This window comes from Psychroserpens mesophilus (genome assembly GCF_050617655.1).
GTDB lineage: Bacteria > Bacteroidota > Bacteroidia > Flavobacteriales > Flavobacteriaceae > Psychroserpens > Psychroserpens mesophilus_A.
Map to the genome: position 1 here is coordinate 1 of NZ_JBODQC010000325.1, position 254 is coordinate 254.

General features: G+C 61.4%; 1 protein-coding gene. It reads right to left on the bottom strand.

Going from position 1 to position 254, the window contains the following annotated elements; all coding sequences use genetic code 11:
• On the bottom strand, nt 1-254 hold a 254-nt coding region (locus tag ACRHNM_RS17440; RefSeq protein ID WP_431137915.1), incomplete at both ends, for a P-loop NTPase.

The window sequence follows — 254 nt, forward strand, 5'->3', positions numbered from 1 at the left end:
AGGCTTCCCGCGTAGGGGTCCCCTCCTGCAAGGCTGCCGGCCGGCCGACATCCGAGGCTTCCCGGATACCCTGTACCAGCGGGATATCCCCCAGGAATGGGATATCCAGGTCTTCGGCCAGGGTGCGGGCACCGTGGCGGCCAAATATATAATACTGGTTATCCGGAAGTTCTGCCGGTGTAAAATACGCCATATTTTCCACCAGTCCCAGTACGGGGACCCGGATGGCTTCCTGCCGGAACATGGCCACCCCC